General features: G+C 63.7%; 14 protein-coding genes and 1 pseudogene. 5 read left to right on the top strand and 10 right to left on the bottom strand.

What is annotated here, in order from left to right:
* Nucleotides 1–54 precede the first annotated feature (54 nt).
* Together LPH33_RS17845 and LPH33_RS17840 are read left to right on the top strand one after the other, a co-directional pair.
* Nucleotides 55–1,044: an alpha/beta hydrolase family protein gene (locus LPH33_RS17845; protein WP_324256217.1), complete on the top strand. Its 990-nt coding sequence runs from the start codon at nt 55–57 to the stop codon at nt 1,042–1,044.
* A gap of 192 nt (nt 1,045–1,236) precedes the next feature.
* Nucleotides 1,237–2,103 carry a glycosyltransferase gene (locus tag LPH33_RS17840; RefSeq protein ID WP_229565299.1) on the top strand — a complete coding sequence of 289 codons (867 nt, stop codon included), beginning with the start codon at nt 1,237–1,239 and terminating at the stop codon, nt 2,101–2,103.
* A gap of 407 nt (nt 2,104–2,510) precedes the next feature.
* On the opposite strand, the pseudogene LPH33_RS17835 reads toward LPH33_RS17840, so the two are convergent.
* A pseudogene (locus LPH33_RS17835) lies at nt 2,511–2,813 on the bottom strand (IS1634 family transposase); the annotation flags it as partial.
* A gap of 69 nt (nt 2,814–2,882) precedes the next feature.
* On the opposite strand from LPH33_RS17835, the gene LPH33_RS17830 reads away from it, so the two are divergent.
* Nucleotides 2,883–4,048, top strand: a protein-coding gene (locus tag LPH33_RS17830) for an IS3 family transposase (protein ID WP_229565297.1) whose coding sequence is annotated in 2 segments (ribosomal slippage) — nt 2,883–3,155 and nt 3,158–4,048 — 1,164 coding nt in all. Because the reading frame shifts where the segments join, the coding sequence is not laid out codon by codon here.
* A 286-nt stretch (nt 4,049–4,334) separates the two neighbouring features.
* On the opposite strand, the gene LPH33_RS17825 is transcribed toward LPH33_RS17830, so the two are convergent.
* From LPH33_RS17825 to LPH33_RS17810, 4 genes are all read right to left on the bottom strand, one after another.
* The gene (locus LPH33_RS17825) at nt 4,335–5,825 is read right to left on the bottom strand and encodes a wax ester/triacylglycerol synthase domain-containing protein (protein WP_229565296.1); all 1,491 of its coding nucleotides are present in this window, start codon (nt 5,823–5,825) and stop codon (nt 4,335–4,337) included.
* A 194-nt stretch (nt 5,826–6,019) separates the two neighbouring features.
* The gene (istB, locus tag LPH33_RS17820; RefSeq protein ID WP_159418243.1) at nt 6,020–6,790 is read right to left on the bottom strand and encodes an IS21-like element helper ATPase IstB; all 771 of its coding nucleotides are present in this window, start codon (nt 6,788–6,790) and stop codon (nt 6,020–6,022) included.
* Complete coding sequence (istA, locus tag LPH33_RS17815; RefSeq protein ID WP_324256216.1) at nt 6,787–8,361, bottom strand: IS21 family transposase; 1,575 nt, start codon at nt 8,359–8,361, stop codon at nt 6,787–6,789. The genes istB and istA overlap by 4 nt, the downstream gene beginning before the upstream one ends.
* A 540-nt stretch (nt 8,362–8,901) precedes the next feature.
* A complete protein-coding gene (locus LPH33_RS17810; RefSeq protein ID WP_229565294.1) occupies nt 8,902–10,296 on the bottom strand; it encodes an IS1380 family transposase in 1,395 nt (464 codons plus the stop codon).
* A 796-nt stretch (nt 10,297–11,092) separates the two neighbouring features.
* Between LPH33_RS17810 and LPH33_RS17805 the strand changes: the two genes are divergently transcribed.
* Nucleotides 11,093–11,599 carry a hypothetical protein gene (locus LPH33_RS17805; RefSeq protein WP_229565293.1) on the top strand — a complete coding sequence of 169 codons (507 nt, stop codon included), beginning with the start codon at nt 11,093–11,095 and terminating at the stop codon, nt 11,597–11,599.
* 591 nt (nt 11,600–12,190) lie between these two features.
* Here LPH33_RS17805 and LPH33_RS17800 read toward each other — a convergent pair.
* The 5 genes from LPH33_RS17800 to LPH33_RS17780 form a co-directional block, all read right to left on the bottom strand.
* Nucleotides 12,191–12,628, bottom strand: a complete 438-nt coding sequence (locus LPH33_RS17800) for a hypothetical protein (RefSeq protein WP_229565292.1) — start codon at nt 12,626–12,628, stop codon at nt 12,191–12,193.
* A gap of 422 nt (nt 12,629–13,050) precedes the next feature.
* Nucleotides 13,051–13,932, bottom strand: coding sequence for an ABC transporter permease (locus LPH33_RS17795; RefSeq protein WP_229565291.1), 882 nt, complete (start codon nt 13,930–13,932; stop codon nt 13,051–13,053).
* Nucleotides 13,933–13,936: 4 nt separating this feature from the next.
* Nucleotides 13,937–14,803 carry an ABC transporter permease gene (locus tag LPH33_RS17790; protein ID WP_033096988.1) on the bottom strand — a complete coding sequence of 289 codons (867 nt, stop codon included), beginning with the start codon at nt 14,801–14,803 and terminating at the stop codon, nt 13,937–13,939.
* Complete coding sequence (locus LPH33_RS17785) at nt 14,800–15,855, bottom strand: ATP-binding cassette domain-containing protein (RefSeq protein WP_088897612.1); 1,056 nt, start codon at nt 15,853–15,855, stop codon at nt 14,800–14,802. Before LPH33_RS17785 ends, LPH33_RS17790 begins: the two co-directional genes overlap by 4 nt.
* A gap of 151 nt (nt 15,856–16,006) precedes the next feature.
* Nucleotides 16,007–16,702 (bottom strand): GntR family transcriptional regulator, encoded by a 696-nt coding sequence (locus LPH33_RS17780; RefSeq protein WP_088897613.1) that lies wholly within the window; start codon nt 16,700–16,702, stop codon nt 16,007–16,009.
* 282 nt (nt 16,703–16,984) lie between these two features.
* Here LPH33_RS17780 and LPH33_RS17775 point away from each other — a divergent pair, with 282 nt between their 5' ends.
* Entirely contained in the window at nt 16,985–18,493 is a 1,509-nt protein-coding gene (locus LPH33_RS17775) for an amidase (RefSeq protein WP_041803423.1), read from the top strand.
* Nucleotides 18,494–18,719: the final 226 nt, after the last annotated feature.

Raw genomic sequence — 18,719 nt, 5'->3', positions numbered from 1 at the left:
AGAGGGTCCCGTTCAGTGCAGCGAGCGGCGGGTGCTGTACTTGCTGCGGTAGCCATGACTGCATCGATGACCGGTGTGGCGAACGCCGAAGCCGGTCCGGATGGTGACGTGGTCACTCGGGTGGCGGAAGCGCCGAACGGGTCAAGGATCACCGATGTCGAATCGCGCGGGGAACAGCAAGTCATGATCACCGTGTATTCGGCTTCGATGGACAGAGAAGTAAAGCTGGACGTATGGCGGCCGGCTGACACCAGCCAACCACGCCCCACCTTATATTTGCTCAATGGAGCGGGAGGCGGCGAGGACAGCGCGAATTGGCGTTTTCGCACCGATGCAATCGATTTTTTTAAAGACAAGAACGTGAATGTGGTGTCTCCGGTCGGGGGGAAATGGAGTTATTACACTGATTGGAAAAGCGAAGATCCTGTCCTCGGCGTAAATAAGTGGGAAACGTTCTTGACGGATGAAGTTCCCCCAATTATTGACGCGGCGCTCGGCACCAATGGTACAAACGCGATCGCTGGTCTGTCGTCGTCGGGGACATCTGTGCTGCAACTTCCGATCTCAGCTCCAGGCTTGTACCAGGGTGTCGCGGCCTACAGCGGCTGTGCTCAGACCTCTGATCCGATCGGGCAACAATTCGTCAAACTCGTCGTTGAAACCTGGGGAGGTGGTGACACTCGCAATATGTGGGGGGAGCTGGATGATCCTGCTTGGTCCGAGAACGATCCGTACGTGAATGCCGAAAAGCTACGTGGACTTGAATTATACATCTCAAATAAGACCGGCCTTCCCGGTCGTTACGACACCCTCGATGGTCCGCAAATCGAGGGGCAGGGGGATATGCTGGCAAACCAGATTGTGATAGGTGGAGTAATCGAAGCGGCGACCAATTACTGCACGCACAATTTGAAATCCCGCCTGGAGGAACTGGGGATTCCTGCGACATACAGTCTCGGGGAGCCGGGTACCCATTCGTGGGGATACTGGCAAGATGACCTCAAGGACTCCTGGCCGGTCCTGCAGAAGTCTCTTGGACTTTAGCGGCTTGCGTAACAGCTGAGGTGCCCCCTTCGGAATATTCTGAGGGGGGGTTTCTTGCTATTCGAAAGTGTCTATGCATTTCTTTGACGCGTGCTGAAAAGCTGGCGTGGGATCGATCGTGACGTGCGTCAAACGGCGGGAGCGTGAACGCCATGCGCTGTGCTGGCCAGCCACTCCTGGTACTATCAAGAAATGCAAGAAGGTAAATTAACTGTGGTCGTACCCGCGCATAACGAATCGAATTACATTCGTAAGTGTCTGGAAGCGCTGCTTGAGCAACATGAGGACATCCATGAGATTTTGGTAGTAGACAATAACTCCTCTGACGGAACGGCCCAAATAGTCGACAGTATTTCTGCCGAGTATCCAATCGTGCGTCGCGTCTTTGAGGAGCGACCGGGTGTTGTTTTTGCGCGAAATGCGGGTTTCGAAGCAGCCTCTGGCGAATTCATTGGGCGAATTGATGCGGATACTCGAGTTCGACCAGGTTGGGCAAAAACGGTGCTGGAGTACTTTGTCCGCGAAGATTCTTCGAAGGTCGGTGCTATATGCGGATTGAATAATTCTTACGATTCACCCTTTCGTGCCGTCAAGGGTTTATTTGTAAAATTTTTGGTCAAAGTCGGAGTTTATGGAGGCGAAAAACGAGTAGGTAACCTGCATGGGGCGAACATGGCCCTCCGTAAATCCGCGTGGGAACGCGTTCGCGAGAGCGTGAGCCTGGACCCGGTGGTTCACGAAGATTTAGATCTGGCATTATGTTTACGGAAAAACAAACTCGAAATTTCTCAACTGGATGCTATGTTCGTGGATATATCGCCACGCCGCGCCTATACGCCACCTTCTGAGTATACGCGATATATCGAATCTGGCTTTGCAACCTTTAATTTGCATGGTCTGTTGACACCTAAGGTTCGTCGAATTGTGCGTTTGCAATGGTGGTGTCACGCATTCGTTTACATGAGTTACAAATTTTATGATCCGGCTATTGGTAGATTTTCTTTGCGTAGGCAGGTTAGCGACTATTCAAGTCGTGCAATGCCGATTGACCTGAGATAGCGGATCTCAGCGGATATGCCGTCCTCGAAGTGGATCGTGAAACTGCTCGTCGAATGCATGAAATTTAAGTTTCGGCACGTTCGGATTTAATTGAGGTATTGACTTAAAGTGCGATTCGGACTTGAAGGGGCTTTAGATCTGGGGTTCAACGGCCGGGGTCTGCGGGCAAATGTCCTGAACGGCACCGTTCATGGCAATGATCGGTTGATCGCGATCAAAGCGGTGCTGACCTTCAAGTGCGGAACCATGCGGAGCACCGCGAGACCGTCGCGGCAGTTCAGGTGATCCCCATGAGTAGGCACGGCCACTGCAGCTGTGTTCCCTCAATGCCGCCCAGGGGCCCTGCCCGACGCGGGCCCTTCTACCTGAGTTAGGCCTGACTTGCACAGATTTAGTGCCCGCTCCGATCACCGAGTCGGTAGACCCAGCGCGGTGAGGATGCGGACCGCGTCCGGGTCGAGGGGGTCGGTAGCGGTGTGGGGGTAGCCGGCGATGGTGATGGTGATTTCCTGGAGCGGGCGCAGGGTCCGGACCAGGGAGCGAAGAGAAGTCCCGGTCTCGGCCTGGAGATAGCGGGCGATCGCGAGTGCGGTGAAGACGACCGTGAGGTGGGCTTCGATCGCGTCGCGGGTGTGGTGGAACATCGGCCGTGCCCGCAGGTCGGTTTTCGACATGCGAAACGACTGCTCGACATGCCACAGGTCGTGGTAGGGACTGCTGCACGGATAGGTGACATCTGAACTGTGGTGCCGTGAGGCACTGCTGGAAGGATGGACCCCGTGCCCAAGCCCTATCCGAAAGAGTTCCGCGACGACGTCGTCCGTGTGGCCCGCAACCGCGAACCGGGCCAGCACCTGCGGCAGATCGCCGCGGACTTCGGCATCAGCGAATCGTGCCTGACCAACTGGATGCGCGCCGCCGACGTCGAGGACGGCATCACACCCGGCACCACTGCCGGTGAAAGCGCCGAGCTGCGGGAAGCACGTAAACGCATCCGGCTGCTCGAGCAGGAGAACGAGGTGCTCCGCCGGGCTGCCGCGTATCTGTCGCAGGCGAATCTTCCTGGAAAAGGCTCTACCCGCTCGTGAAACAGCTCGCCGCGGACGGGATCCCCGTCGCGGTGTCGTGCCGGGTCCTCGAGCTCGCCCGCCAGCCCTACTACCGATGGCTCGCCGACCCGGTCACCGACGCCGAACTCGAGGAAGCGTATCGGGCGAATGCCCTGTTCGACGCCCATCGCGAGGACCCGGAGTTCGGCTACCGATTCCTCGCCGACGAGGCCCGCGATGCCGGTGAGCGGATATCGGACCGCACGGCCTGGCGGATCTGCTCCGAGAACCGGTGGTGGAGTTCCTTCGGCAAGAAACGTGGCTCGAAGAGCGGCCGTTCCGGGCCACCGGTGCACGACGATCTCGTCGGCCGCATTTTCACCGCGGAGGCTCCGAACCGGTTGTGGCTCACCGATATCACGGAGCATCGCACCGAGGAGGGCAAGCTCTACTTGTGTGCGGTCAAGGACGTCTACTCGAACCGGATCGTCGGCTACTCGATCAGTGATCGGATGAAGTCCCGGCTTGCCGTCGCCGCCCTCGAATCCGCAGTAGCACGGCGGGACTCGGTCGCCGGGTGTGTGGTCCACTCCGATCGTGGGTCGCAATTTCGTAGCCGGAAATTCGTCCGAGCCCTCGCCCGCCACGATCTGGTCGGATCGATGGGCCGGGTCGGTGCGGCCGGCGACAACGCCGCGATGGAGTCCTTCTTCGCGCTCCTACAGAAAAATGTCCTCGACCGGCAGCGTTGGGCCACACGCGAGCAGCTACGCATTGCGATCGTGACCTGGATCGAGCGGACCTATCACCGCCGGCGACGTCAGCTCAGGCTCGGCAGATTGACGCCTGTCGAGTTCGAGACGATCATGACCACACCAGCCGCACAGGCTGCGTGACCGAAACTGTCACCCGATCGTGCAGCAGTCCCATCAGTCCCGTGGGTGCGTGTGACGCTACAGCGAAAGAGAAAACAGGAGCGGAGGAAAGGTACCGACTTAAGTATGCGCTCATGAGAACACCTGGCGGGCCGTCGAGAACGAATTCAACGACGACCGCGCTGAGTCTTCCAGGACTGCTTGCCGACAACATTATTCGACGTGTTGCTAAACTCTCAATCGTCCTGAGCGCTGCAATGATATCTAGAATGCGGGGCAGAACCGCCCATCCTTCGAGCGCCGTCAATCAATTGATCCGCGCGTCCCGATCGTCAAGGGTCGTTGTGGTCCTATTCGCGATAGTCTCAGGAAAGACGCCTGTCCTTTCCTGGCTTGGGAATACGGAGGATTGCAGTCGGTTAAACTCGGAACTGAGCTTTCTCTCATACTCTACGGCGTCGTCCATTACCGTTGTGTTGGCGCAAAATGCGATATTGAGAACATCGCCGAGGGATGACACTGCATGCCCTATTCCCCATTCTCGACGAGAGGGTAGCGTGAAGAACACTCCGATTGCAGGGCTGTCGCCAAAATTCATCCCGATTGCGGGACCGAAAGGAACGTTGGAAACCGCCGTGTTGGATAGTGGGACATTTTCCGAGGATGTCTTGTAATTCTGACGCAGCCAACGATGGACGGTTAGCTTTGCTGCAATAGATGGTGCGCGATCCATGAATGCTTCAATCGTCCTTGTTTCGGAAAGATCGGTGCGCTCTTTCTCGCACTTGGACGAGTTGTGTATGAGGTGCAACCGGGTTAAGGGATCGGCCTCATTCGTGTGGAGGTCGATATGCATTGCTGTGATCTTATTTGCTGCCGGGACGTTGTATTGGTTGCGGATCGATCGAGGAACTCGTGCCGCTAAGGAACACTTTGGAAGGTAGCTGGTTTCTGAAAGGAATTCGCGTAAAGCGCCGGAAACGACGCTTAGTATGACATCGTTTATCGAAGTACCGGTAATGTGAGCGAGAGTGGAAACATCCTGCAATTTTAGCTGGACGCGTCCCAGCCTTTGCTCGCTGTTTTCTTTCTGATTGATTAAGGTGCGTGGCCGATCTGCCTCTGGCAGTTTAATAGTCCCGGTGCGCGCCATCAGCGAGAGTGATCTCCGAGCGCGAAGCGCGTGGACCAGAGAAATGCCATACTGCGCAAAATGGGCTGGCAGGCTCACGAGCGCCATCGCGGGATTTTTGACCTTGACTGCAGGCTCGGGCTGAGCGGTGACGTGATGGTCGCTGAATAGTGCACGAGCGATTTGGGTGCACCCTAGACCATCTGTTAGAGCGTGATGTACCCGCAGGGCAACAATCGTCGCCCGCCTGGGAAGGTCCGACACGCCTTCGATATCGGCGAGAATTTCGATCTCCCAAGGAGGCAGGGTGAGATCGATAGGACGTTCTATTATTGCCTCGAGTCGGCGATGCAATTCACGGCGCGTCGTGCAACCGATGGTGGTGAACCGGGTGGTCTGCTCCAGATCGATGCTGGAATCCACCCAATAAGGGTAGTCGAGGTCTGCGGTTATCCTGTGCAGACGCCGGTGTAGCACCGGAGCTCGATGCAAGCGTTCACTCAGCCATGCCAGCGCGTCTACCCGTGTCTGGATAGGATGCGCACTACTTGTGGTGTCAAAGACGAAGAAGTTTGTGATCACTCGAGGGGTGTCCATGTCGGCTTCTTCGAAAAAGAGGTAGAAGGCATCGCGTGCGCCGAGCTGTGGTGCCATGTGACTGGTCATCGAATGACTCCCGGGGTTAGGCAGGACGTAGCCGTTCGATTGAACCAGTAGGCGGATCGAAAATCTACGCTGTAGTTCGTCCGGACCGCGCACTGTCAAGGGACATGAGAGCGTCCCTGTAGGCGGACAGGTCATGTCCCTGCGCGCGGACAGCTGATCTCCCTGTCGGCGGTCAGCCGATCTCCCGCACCAGGTCAGGTCAACGGCATCACCCCGCGTCCGGCGGTGGCGTCCTGCAGCCGCAGTGAGGTGCCCTCGGTGATCACGACATGCGCATGGTGCAGCAATCGGTCGACGGCGGCGGTGGCTAGGGTCTTCGGCATGATCGTGTCGAAGCCGGACGGGTGGAGGTTGCTGGTCACCACCACGCTGCGCCGCTCATAGGCAGCGTCGACGAGACGGTAGAACGCCTCGGCAGCAGCCTGCCCCGACGGCAGCATGCCGATATCGTCGACGACGATCATCTCGGCGCGAGTGATGCGGGTGATGGTCTTGGTGATCGATCCGTCCACCGCAGCCCGCCCGATCGCGGCGGTCAACGATTCGAGACTGAACCAGGACACCCGCATCCCCGCGTCGATGACCGCATGCGCGAGTGCCTCGACGAAGTGGGTCTTGCCGGTTCCCGACGGCCCGCTGACCGCAAGATTCTCGGCACGCCCCACCCACTCCAACGTGGCCAGAGCGTGCTGGGTGGGTAGCGGGATCGACGAATCCGTCTCGCGCCAGGAGGAAAACGTCTTGCCCGCGGGAAGCCCTGCAGTTTTTCGGCGCATCGCCTTCGTCGCCTCATCCCGACCGCGGACCTCCTCGTCGAGAAGAACCTTGAGGACCTCGGTGGGATCCCATCGCTGCGCTTTGGCGGTGGCCAGCACCTCCGGTGCGGCGGCGCGGAGATACGGTAGCCGCATCCGTTTGAGGACGGCGATGAGATCGTCGGGTAGTGGTGGTGCAGAGGCGTTCATGACCCGACTCCGGTTCCGGCGGCACCGAATCCCGCCCAGGCCGCGGTGCCGGGTTGGACCGAATGAGCCTCGTCGGCGACGACGAGCCCGGTCTCGGCTGCGGTGGCGGTGTGATGCGCGACGATCGCCGGCAGATCACCGTCGGCGAAGCGGCCGGCCTCGGCCGCGACCGCCAACGCGGCATCGACGGCGGCGGCGCCGACAAATGCGGCCAACTCGACCGCGCCGGTCATCTTCGCCCGGATCCGGACCGTCCCGGCCGCCGACGCGGCGATCAACCAGGTGTGCGCACCGGGGCCGAGGTCGAGGAACCGGGCCTCGGCCGCGGAGCGAGCCTTCGGGACCGGCGGCTTCGGTGACCCGTCCGGATCCTGCGGATGATCGGGATAATGCGCCGGGTCGATCTGCGGGTTGCCCGGTGTCGAAAGCAGATGCCGGGCAACCTCACTCAAACCCCGTCTGTTCTCAGCCCAGTCCGGAACCCGGGGCAGGGCATCGAGATCGGCCACGACGACCAGTTCGGTGCCGGCAACGCGCACCCGCACTTCGGAGCCGACCAACCCGGGCGGGGTCGAATACCGCACTGACCCGAAGCGGATCGTCTGGTCGGTGCCGACACTGCGGGTGGTGCCCAGTGCCAGGGTGTGCGGGCTGGCCGGCAGGGTGTGCAGGCGGGCGCGTTCCTCGGCCACCGCCTCGGTGGGGATGCGGGCGCTTTCGCGGTGCCGACGGCCGTTGACGGTGGCGCAGAACCGCTCGCAGGCCGCCTCGAGTTCGACGAACGACACATAGTCCGGCAGCAGATTCGCGTCAGTGGGCACCAGATCGGCCTTGGCGATCTTGACGGTTGCTTCGCTGCCGCCCTTCGATTCCGGATCGTAAGGGATGCAGGTGTGCACGGTCATGCCGTAGTGGCGGGCGGTCTCGACGATCTGCGGATGCCGCACCGGGATTCCGGTGATGTGATCGATGCTCACGGTGCGCGGATTGTCGGTCAACGCGTAGGTCGGGACTCCGCCGAAGCGACGCACCGTGGCGTCGAGACACGCGATCAACGTCGGCAACGTCTGATCCCAGACCGGGATCACCACCCGGTAGCGGGACCATGCCAACCAGGCGCAGAACAACAAGGTCGAGCGTAGAACCCCGCCCGGGCCAGGAACTTTCGGGCCGTCGCCCCAGTCGAACTGCATCCACAACCCGGGCTCGGTGATCCACGGTCGATAGGTGCGGCGATGGCCGGCCTGCCATGCTGCTTTCACATCTGCGACGGCGCGTCGGGTGGTGCGTTCGGTGCCGTCGAAACCGAGATCGACGAGGCGTTCGTGGACGATGTCGGCGCGGACCTTGCCTTTACTGCGCTCGACCCATTCTTCGATCTTGGGCATGTAGTCGTCGATGATGCGTGGCCGTCGCGACGGGCCGGTCAGCGGCATACCGGCGTCTCGGGCGGCGACGTAGCGTCGGACGGTTTTCGGATCGACCCCGGCCAGCTGCGCTGCGGAGTGCGCGTTGCCGGTGGTGTCGTAGGCCTCGAGAATTTCCATGATGTCCCTGTCAGACTTCTTCATGCGTCCCTCCGGTGGGAGTTGCTCGTAGGTGGTCGAAGACCTCGAGCAAAACCCCGGAGGGGCGTCTGTGTCAGGACCGACACACCGCCGGCCCCCGTGTCCATCGGAAGGGAGATCAGCTGTCCGTCAGCAGGGACGAACCTGTCCGCCTATAGGGAGATTGGCATGTCCGCTTGCACGCACTGGATGGTATGGAGTGACGCACGATCGTCGTAAACTTTTTTTGGGGCGGGTGAACAACGACTGGGTAGCACCAGACAGGTCTGGACACCGCACCGGCGGCGGGCCCTTACGCGCAGGATTTTGTCAGCTACGAGCCGATAGGCCTCTTCTCGTGCGTCAGATTTCCTGGCAGGATACCGGAGTTTAACCTCAATCTTTCTTGAGTCCCGCGTGCCGGCCTGAGCGGCTTCGGATTGGGTGTGGAGACCGCAGATCCGGTGTGCACCCACGCTCGAGCACCCGAGCCGGTCGGGTCACGCCGGGGTCCACGGCCCCGGAAAGGTGTCCTTCCGTCTCGATGAAGCAGATACGTGCAGGTCACGTGGGTGCAGGCAACGCGGTGAGACGACTCAGTCCGGCCATGATGACCTCGACATCCGGAGCCGATGCGGCCAGCCGCAGCCGAACCTTACGGGCATGCCGGGCGATCCTCCCCGCGATCGACAGCAACCGCAGCCGCACCCGTTTCGGTTCCCACCGCCGCGCCGCGACATCGGTCAACGCGAGCATCTGCATCCACGCGAGCAGCTCACACGCAAGTTGCACGAGCGCCAACCAGATCCGATTCTGATCGAACCCGTGCAACGGGAGATTCTGCAACCCAGTGACTTTCGCTGCCCGGATCCGATCCTCACACCGAGCCCGACGCCGGTGCCGCAACTCCAGATCGGGTAGTTGCCCGCTTCGGGTGTTCGTCACGAACGCGGTCAGGCGCAGCCCGTCACGATCGGTGAACCGCAACTGCGCACCCGGATGCGGGCGCTCCTTCCGGACCACCACCCGCATGCCCTTCGGCCACGACGACAGGTCGAGCAGGTCGGTGATCTCGGTGACCCAGGCCCCGTCGCGGACCTGCCCATCGGCGTCGTAGGCCGGTGTCCACGCTCGCTCCGGGACCAGATCGATCGCCTCGGCATGGGCGTCGGTCGATCCGAACCCCACCGAATACGAGAGCCTGCGCTTGGTCAGATACTCGATCAGGTGGTGGGTGCCGCCGGCGCCGTCGATACGCACCAGCACCTTCTTCCCGACCCGGTATCCCGGGTCGAACGGCAACTGTGCCAGTGCCTCCTGCACCACGGTGACGTGATCGGCAGCGGTATTCGACCCCGAATTCCCCGGCCGCAGCAGCATCGCGACGGGTTCACCGGTGCCGTCGGCGCCGTGGTCGACGAACGCACACAACGGATGGAAACCGAAGCCTCGCTTGAACGTCGGGGCGGCCTGTTCCTTCTCGGAATGTGCGGTGACCAGGGTGGCATCGATATCGAGGACCAGCGGATGGTGCTCGTCGATGGCATGGTCGGGAGCCGACGTACCGGCGGCAGTCCAGGCATGGGTGCGGGCGGTGGCGCGGGCACGTCCGATCGCGGCGAGTGCGGTATCGGCGTCGGCGGCCAACACGCCGATCAGGCGGGAGACGGTCGGGTCGGAAGCCACCTGTCCGAAGACTTCCGGGTGAGCACGCAGTTGCGCGATGTCGGCGAGGCAGTCTCCGCCGAGTGCCAGTGCTGTCGCGAGATCGAGCACGATCTTGCCGGGATCGTGTCGGGCCAGCGGTTTTCGATATGGTGCGAGTTCGGTCGTCAACGCCGCAGCGAGGCCGGTCTTCTCCGCGGTGCGCAGCAGCAGGACCGCTCCGGCGTGCGACACGACACCGGTTCCGGTGGCCGATGCGGACAGATGGGGGTAGGGGGACGTAGACTTGCTCACCTGAATGGTGCTCCTCGAACTGCGGCGGACATGACCCTAGACAAGTCATATTTTTGCAGTTCAGGGCACCATTCTTCGTTCACGATACCCTGCAATCAAGAATTACCGTGAAAGCGGCAGGTTAATGATTCGGCCACGGGTCAGGAGGGGTAGTCGTGCGGCGAGGTCACGGCGGACGAAGATTCCAGTCAAGGTCAAGACGCGGGTCGTGCCGGCGGCGTTGTCCGGAGAGATGAGCGACGCCGAGGCTACTTGCCGGCATGGGGTGGCGGACATGTCGCTGTCGAAGTAAGAACAGCAGTTCTTCAACACCAGCGGGCAGCGGCTTGAGGAAGAACTGTCCTGACCGGCCGGGCACCGCACAGTCGAGGAGCGACGTCTGCGCAGTGAGAACGAACAGCTCAAGTTGCGTTGACGGAAGTTGCGGTGCAACTGCGGATCTGGCAGCACGGCGCGAAGCGGGTTGGTCAGGTCCATTCGCAACCCTCGAATCGCTGAAAGAGGAAGCCGGGCTCCCAGTTCGAGGTTTGCACCACTGGCTCAAATCGCCGAACGCACCTACCGCCGCCGCCTCGCTTGACGCCGCGCCGGAGAACCGTGCAAATGACCGTGACCAGCACCGAAAGTCGACCGCTACGTGGCCTGCGCCGCCGCGGACTGCTGTTGCCGGTCGGGTTCCGCGCCGACCGCCGGGCGTGGGAGAAACTGCGGCGGAGGGTGTCCACGAACCCACTGACGGTCACGAATCGGTGCGGCAGACCGGCCGCTCCGAGTTCCAGACCACCGGTGACGGAATGTGGCGATCTGCGCGGTCGTCGATTACGCCACCAGATATTCTCTTGCAATCACCGTGACCCCGACCTCGACTGAAGCCGACACCGTGGCGTGCGTCGGCCTCGCAGTAGCCGAAGCACAGCGGATCCTCGACCTCGACGACCTGCGCAATGACCGCGGACTGATGGATGCCGTCGACGACATCGGCACAGTGACCGGCCAGGCTCCGGCATCGATCGCATTGGTCTCCGTGCTTTCGCAGTGGCACGTTCGCCGAACTGTTCGCCAGCGACGATCCGTTGCTTCGGCATGTGCGGACCCGGGTCGATCGCTGCAAACCAATGGTGTGATCGAGGGATTCTTCGGCACATCGAAGTACGAGCACGTCCATCGGGGATCATCCATCGGCGACGGCGACGCCCCCGACATGGAAGTCCACCGCTACCAGAATATCGACAACACCATCCAATCCCACCGGGCCGTGTCGAACCGGATCCCATCCTGGGCTTACCGGCCCGGAAACCGGTAGCTCTTGCCGCATCCACACTCGAACTGACAGCAATTCAGCAGACAACGCGATATCTGCGGGGTGTGAGATTCACCTTTTCGCCTGGTGCGGAGTCCCCAAGAGCGGATGCTCGTGACGACTTATCACCTATGGGTCGTGCCATTGGGTAGATGGTGCCGCAACCGATGCCATGTCTGAGCGCGATCCGATCCCCGTCGATTATGACGGAATCAACGTGCATGCGATCCTCGACGGCCGTGTCAGTTCAGTCCGCCCACGGAATGCGGTCGAGGCCGCGGGCCGGCCTGTGACCGTGTGGGTGGACTACCGGTTCGTCGTCGACGACGGAACCTTCATCCCTGCGCAGGGAAAACCGCATGGGGCGGTTCCATATCTTCAGTACAGCATTGCCGCCCCTCAAGGCTGTTCGTATGATTTGGTCCACGCCACCGGTGGGCCTCAGTCCGCTCTACCTCTACGCCCCCGATCCCAACAGCGCCGATCGGCGCTTCGAAGTGGGGGTGTTCTTCTCGGCTGAGAACTACAGATCGATGCTCCACTGGACGTCGATTGGCAGAATCGGGCGAGCCGCCACCCGTGCAGTTGCACCGTCTACCGGAGCAGGTCGACTCGCACCTCCTCGTCGTGGAGTGCCGCTCGCTGAACAACCGGTTCTATCAGCCGCACGTGGATCACCGCGGCATCGACTGGGATCTTCGAATCCAGCCGCCACCTGAGGATTCTGGGCTTGGGCTTGTTCGCCGTCGCCGTGACCGCGTTGGCAAGGAGAGGGATGATCTGCGGCCGCTCGCGCTCGAATGGGTGCTTCGACCTGTCGCGCCAGTAGGCCGCGGCATCCACGACACCACCGTCGTATCCATCTTTCTCCGGACCCGGTTCCGTCGCTGCTACCGCCCCGAGATGCAGTTCCCCACCAACGAGCGGATGCGCCTTGGCGGATTCCTTCTTCCCGGCAGCATGGTGGATACCCAGGAACCGCACCAGTTCGCTGTCGGACTGGTGTCGATGCTGTTCGAACGCCTGCCGCACCGCCCCGGCCCTATTTGGGAGCGAGCGCGCCTACCTGGCCCCTCTGACCGCCATCGGAGCGTATCTACGGGTGGCTCACCAAAGGAGCATTCTCAGGTGTGCAGCATCCAGCCATCGCGGGTCAAAGCCTGCCACTTCCTGCCACAACACAGGCCCGATGTGGACGACTTGTTACGTCGATCGAAGAGATAGCCGGCCCTTGAATTCACCCCGTTCGTGCTCCGGATGCGAGGTCTGCAAGGGTTGCTACTTCGACCGACGTCGCGTTGGCAGTGGCGAGGGATTGCTGAAGGTGTCCTATGGATCGGATTGAGTCGTTCGTCAGAATGGCGCAGTCGGATTGTTTGTGGGCGATGCGAATGCCCCGTCCCTTGCCGAGCAGTGGGGGTTCTCGATTGTAGTCGGCACCGGAGTGTGGAAGATCAATTCTGTTCGGCCGAGCGCCGATATCCGACGACGGCGGGGACCACGAAGACCGCCACCATCCCGGCCGACCACAGGACGGTCTTCAGGAACGGTTCCGCGATCGGACCACCCATCGCGAGCGAGCGCATGGTGTCGATTGCGCAGGACATCGGCTGGTTCGCCACCACGGGTTGCAGCCAGCTCGGATATGCCATGACCGGCACGAACCCCGAGTTGAAGAACATGAGCAGGGTGCACAGGATCGAGACGGTCTCGACGAGGGGTGTGCGTCCCGGCAGGGTCGCCAGAGCCGTCACCATCATCGCGAATCCCAGACCGAAGATCAGCGGGACCACAAGGCTGAGCAGGGTGGGGCCGATGCCCTGCGTGAACCGGAAACCCAACGCCATGCCGGCGGCGAAGATCACGAGAGAGGTGACGAACACACGCACCATCTCCGCCATCAATCGTCCCACCAGACCGGACGAGCGGTGGACGGGCAGCGTGTGGAACCGGCTCAGCAGGCCGGAATCGCGTTCGGTGCGCAGCCCCACCGCGCTGACGACCGAGCCGAACATCGCGCCGACGAGCACGATCATGGGCACGGTGCCGAAGATCGACGAATAGCCGGTCGCGGCGGTGATGCTGTCGCCGAGCACGATGCGGAACATCACCAGGGTGAGCGCCGGATAGATGAGCGCCTGGATCATCGTGGCCGGATCGCGGGCCCACCGGAGCAGCAGGCGACCGCACTGCAGGCGGCTGTGCTCCCACAGTGCGCCGAGGGAACTCTCGCTGCGGACGCGATCCGGTTCGGGATAGGCGAAGGCGCGACCCGGAGTCCCTGCCCGCTCTCGCGATCGGGCCCGTGCCCGCTGTGTCTCGACGGTCTTGCTCATCGACTCACTCCCGCCTCGTCGCGGCCCACACGGCGCCCGGGATGCAGATCACGGCCAGCCCGATCATCCAGAACAGGCTCGGCCGGAAGACCTCCCAGGTCACGCCGTCCTGGGCCATGTCGCGCATCGCGAAGGAGAACTGTGAGATCGGCTGGTTGCGGACGAACGGTCTGATCCACTCGGGGAATCCCTCCTCGGGCACGAAACCGCACGAGAGCATCCCGAGGATCAGCTGTGGCAGGGTCAGCGCCTGCGCTGTGGCCTCGGGGCTCCGGGACAGACATCCGATCGCGTCGGCGCCCAGGCACAACAACAGGCTGATGATCAGTGCGGTCGCGCAGAACAACGCTGCCTGCCCGGGCCCGGCGGAGAAACGGAAACCGATGAGATAACCGAATCCGATCGCCGCGGCCAAGGAGATGACCGACCGCACCATGCTCGCCGTCATCCGTGACGCCAGGGGCGCCGCCGGGGCGACGGGCATCGTCTGCAGACGCGAGGTCACACCGGTCGTGCCCTCCTGCGCTGCCAGCTGCGCCGCGGAGATGGCGGTGAACGCCATCGACTGCAACACGATGATGGGCATCAGGAACTGCGCGTAGTCGATGCCCTGCAACTGCATCACGAACTTGAGCGGCAGATAGAAGCCGAGACCGAAGACGAACGGTGCCAGGACCGCGAGGACCAACTCGCCGTACCGCGCCATCGTGCGCAACGACCGGAGCGTCAGCACCCACCACTGCTCGACGCCCGACGGCGTGATCCGGCGGTGGACACCTCCCCGACGTGCGGGAAGGGTGGACGAGGAGTCGGTGAACGAGACCGTGGAGGCTTCCGTCCCGCGGACCGTCTCGTCGGTGCGGGCCGTCACGGCCGCTCACCTGCCGGCGCAGGCACCGCTCGTTCCGCCTCGGGCGGCGCTGTCGGGCCGCCGTTCGTGGGGCCACCGTCCGTCGGACCGCCGCCGTCGGAAGCAGAGTGCCCGGTGAGGCGGAGGAAGACGTCGTCGAGCGAGGGACGTCGCAGACCGATGTCGGCGAGTTCGATGCCCAGGGGTTCGATGCGCCGCAGCACCTCGGTGAGGGTCGCGGCGCCGTCCGGTGCCGGGACGGACACCCGATCCGTGTCGGGGACCGTACCCACCAGGACGTCCTGGGGGAGCAGACCGTCCAGGGCGTGCAGGATCTCGGGTATCGCCCGCGGGTCGGCCGGAACGATCTCGCAGTGGGTGCCACCCGCGGAGGACTTCAGCTGGTTCGCGGTGCCCTCCGCGATCACGGTGCCCTTGTCGATGACGATGATGTTGTCGCTCAGCACGTCGGCCTCTTCGAGGTACTGCGTCGTCAGGAGCACCGTGATGCCCTGGTCCTTGAGCGCCGCCACCAGCGACCACACGCCCTGCCGGCTGCGCGGGTCGAGACCGGTGGTCGGCTCGTCGAGGAAGACCACCTTGGGACGGACCACGAGGCCGCACGCGATGTCGACCCGGCGGCGCATACCGCCGGAATAACCCTTCACGGGGCGACGACCGGCGTCGACGAGATCGAACTCCCGGAGCAGATCGTCGGCGCGCCGGGTGGCCGACTTCTTGTCCAGACCCATCAGGCGGCCGAACAGGATCAGGTTCTCCCGGCCGGTGAGGGTGTCGTCGAGCGCGGCGAACTGGCCGGTCATCATGATCGACCGCCGGACCGCTGCGGCGTCGGCGACCACATCGTGCCCGGCGACCACGGCGCGACCCGAGGTGGGACGCAACAGTGTCGACAGCACCTTGACCATCGTGGTCTTGCCGGCGCCGTTGGGGCCGAGGATGCCGAGGACACGGCCCGGCGGTGCAGAGAAGCTGATCCCGTCGAGTGCGTGGACGTCGCCGAACGACTTGTGGACGTCCTCCACGAGAACTGCCTGGTCGTGATCGCTCACATCACACCCCGCCGTAGATCTCGGTCCCCGTCGGGGACGGGTCGGTCCGTCACCGTCGGAATCGTACCGGTGCGCACGATCCCGGGAGGGGTGGACGGACATGCGCGTCGGCGCCGACGTCCGTTCCCCTCGGGGTGTTCACGCCGGTCGGTCAGGACCAGACGCCGAGATCTTCGAGGTGTTCGACGAGTCGGTGGGCTCCGTCGGTGAAGTGTTCGCGCGTCTCGCGTCCGGCGGCCTCGACGTCACCGGTGCGCAGCGCCTGCAGCAACCGCTCGTGCGAGGCGATCGCCGCCGTCCCCCAGTTGCGATCGTCGGAGTAGAAGTGCACGGGGGTGTACCGGGTCGCGTTGTGGAGGAACCACGCGAGCTTGCGCGAACGCGCCACCCGGTTCAACGTCCGGTGGAACTCGAATTCGAGGTCCTCGATGCGCGCGCCGTCACCGGCCCGCACGGCCTCGGCGAAACGCGCGGCCAGCTCGTCGAGCTCCGCGAGGGTCTCGGCCGTCATCAGGGTCGCGGCGCGCTCCACGAGCCGCTCGGCGAGTCTGCCCTGGAGCCAGAAGATGTCGTCGATGTCCGATCTGTCGAGCGGGGACACCACGTACCCGCGATGGGGGACGAGTTCGACGAGCCCCTCACCACGGAGGGTGAGCAGAGCCTCGCGCACCGGGGTCACGCTCACCCCGAGTTCGGCCGCGGTCTCGTCCAGACGGACGAAATCGCCGGGTCGCACACCGCCGGACATGATGAGGTTTCTCACGTGCGCCGCCACGTCGTCCGAGAGCTGCGGTCGCCGACGAATCTTCGGAGACCGTGATGATCCGGACGAAGCGGACGAGTTCATGGCATGCGCCTTCCTCTGGTGGACGGCTCGCATTATCACCGCACGGTCTCGGCGGCATCACGGCCGGGGGTGACATGTGGCACACATTCCCCGCCTCGCCCGGATCGTGACGCAGTTCGTGGTTTGGTTGGCGGGGTGAGCACCGGAGTATCACGCCGACGGTTACTGGGAGGGGCCGCCGGCGGATTGTTCGCGTGGGGTGCGACCGCGGGGAGCGGTCGTGCGGCTCCGCCACGCAGGCTCCCTCCACCCGACACCGTCACCGTCACCGATCCCGCGAGGATGAGTGCGGTCGAGGCGGCGGCGCTGCTGCACGCCGGCGAACTGCACCCCCGGGAACTGCTCGACGCCTGTCTGGACCGCACCCGCTCGTACGACGGAGCGATCGGTGCGTGGATCCGGCTCTACCCCGAGATCGCCTACGCGGCGGCCGACGCGGCGGGGGAGCGGCTCGCCCGCGCGCGCCGCGACCAGGCCCCGGCACCGCTCGTGTGCGGGCTTCCGATCGCTCTCAAGGACATCTTCGCGGTCTCCGGACTTCCGCTCACCGCGTCGAGTCGCGTCCTCGAGGGCAACATCGCGGCCGGGCACTCGGGTGTGTGGCGCCGACTCGAGGACGCCGGCGCGGTGCTCATGGGGCACGCGCACACCGACGAATTCGCGATCGGTGTCGCCACCCCGCAGGTGGGCAACCCGTGGAACACCGAGATGTCGCCCGGCGGATCGTCCGGCGGCAGCGCGGCCGTGCTCGCCGCGCGGTTCGCGCCCCTCGCGCTCGGCAGCGACACCGGCGGTTCGGTCCGGTTCCCGGCGAGCGCCTGTGGTGTCTCCTCGATCAAGCCGACCTACGGGCGCATCACCTCGCACGGCATGATCCCGCTGACCTGGACCCGCGACCACGTGGGTCCGATGGGCCGCAGCGTCGCGGACGCGTCCCTGATGATGACCGTGCTCGCGGGCGCGGACCCGGCCGACCCGATCACGGCACTCGGCCCCGACGTTCCCGAGGGCGGTTACCCGGTGACGGCGGCCGGGGGAGCGAGTCCCCTCGCCGGCGTGCGCATCGGGCTGCCCGTGAACACGAATCCCGCACCTCCCGAGGCCGTGCAGCGCGTCGTCGACGACGCGGCGCGGGTGGCGGAGTCGCTCGGCGCGGTCACCGTCCCGGTGACGATGCCGCCGCTGCCCGAATCTCTCGCGACCGGCGATCAGGTCGAGATGGGCGCCTACCACCAGCAGTTCACCGACCGGCTCGGCCTGTACCGCCCCGAGAACGCGGTGGCCGCAGGCACGGCGGTGGCCTCGCTGGCCGTGCCGGTGGGCGACTACCTCACCTTCGAACGCGACCGCCTGCGCTACCAGAGCGACTACAACCGGATGTTCGTCGACCAGGATCTCGACGCGATCATGCTGCCCGGCGCCTCCGTCGACGGCGCACGACGCCAGGAGTTCCTCGGCATCAGTGTCACGGCCGGAGTGACGGGCCCCGTGCGCTGGGCGAACTACTCCGGTGCCCCCGTGGTGACCCTGCCTGCCGGGTACTCCGCCGCGACGGGGATGCCGGTCGGTGTGCAGCTCGGTGCGCGGCCGTGGCAGGACGAACGTCTCATCGGCATCGGGCTCGAACTGCAGGAGGCCCTGCCGATCTGGCGCGACGAGCCGCAGCTCGTCGCCGCCGGCGCACGGGTCCCCGAGGTCGCGCTGGTGCCGCCGGGCCCCGGTCCCGACCCGACGAATACGATCGGGGCGGCCGCTCCGGTTCGGACCCTGCCGATGAACCCCATCGGCTAGGCTCGACCACGCGGACCCGACCGCGCGGCGTATCGCCGAGGTGCACATCACGCACCGTCGTGAGTTGAACTCTCGGCCGTGCTCCTGCATACTGGTCGGGTTGCCTTGACCGGGCCATGGATGTTTCGCGGCTCGGAACGGGAAAGACGTGACAGTCGCGGATCGAGCCTCACGGCCTGGTCGCGGCCACATGCAAGACGGAAGCAGTACCCCTGTGCGCTCCTGC

This window comes from Rhodococcus sp. RDE2, assembly GCF_020885655.1.
GTDB classification, from domain to species: Bacteria; Actinomycetota; Actinomycetes; order Mycobacteriales; family Mycobacteriaceae; genus Rhodococcus; species Rhodococcus pyridinivorans.
This window is presented reverse-complemented; position numbering and strand designations above follow the sequence as displayed.

Bases quoted from the DNA above. Each gene is read 5' to 3' on its own strand.
- LPH33_RS17845 (WP_324256217.1), top strand. From the start codon at position 55: ATGACTGCATCGATGACCGGTGTGGCGAACGCCGAAGCCGGTCCGGAT.
- istA (WP_324256216.1), bottom strand. From the start codon at position 8,361: ATGAAGAAGTCTGACAGGGACATCATGGAAATTCTCGAGGCCTACGAC.
- LPH33_RS17825 (WP_229565296.1), bottom strand. From the start codon at position 5,825: ATGACCAGTCACATGGCACCACAGCTCGGCGCACGCGATGCCTTCTAC.
- LPH33_RS17840 (WP_229565299.1), top strand. From the start codon at position 1,237: ATGCAAGAAGGTAAATTAACTGTGGTCGTACCCGCGCATAACGAATCG.
- istB (WP_159418243.1), bottom strand. From the start codon at position 6,790: ATGAACGCCTCTGCACCACCACTACCCGACGATCTCATCGCCGTCCTC.
- LPH33_RS17775 (WP_041803423.1), top strand. From the start codon at position 16,985: ATGAGTGCGGTCGAGGCGGCGGCGCTGCTGCACGCCGGCGAACTGCAC.
- LPH33_RS17795 (WP_229565291.1), bottom strand. From the start codon at position 13,932: ATGAGCAAGACCGTCGAGACACAGCGGGCACGGGCCCGATCGCGAGAG.
- LPH33_RS17780 (WP_088897613.1), bottom strand. From the start codon at position 16,702: ATGAACTCGTCCGCTTCGTCCGGATCATCACGGTCTCCGAAGATTCGT.